This window comes from Tamlana crocina (assembly GCF_012037625.1).
In genome coordinates this window covers 1-255 of record NZ_JAAVJS010000928.1, presented here as the reverse complement: position 1 = coordinate 255, position 255 = coordinate 1, and the positions used below count along the sequence as shown (strand labels likewise).

The following is a 255-nucleotide window of genomic DNA, read 5'->3' as shown; positions in this document are numbered from 1 at the left end:
GCACCTAGAATGAAATCCGAACTGGAATCATTGGGCTATAAGGTATCTAGGCCAAGAGTAGCGCGTATCATGAAGGCCAATTATCTGCTGGCCAAAAGAAAACGCAAGTTTAGAACAACAACAGATATCAACCATAGCTATCCAATAGCTCCCAACTTGCAGAATCAATGCTTTGATGTAAAAAGACAAAACCAAGTATGGGTAAGCGATATTACTTATATCCAAAGCAAGGTTGGCTGTATCTTACGGTGATTA

At 40.0% G+C, this 255-nt stretch carries 1 pseudogene; it reads left to right on the top strand.

The features are described from left to right. Positions 1-255, top strand: a pseudogene (locus tag HC176_RS19545) (IS3 family transposase); the annotation flags it as partial.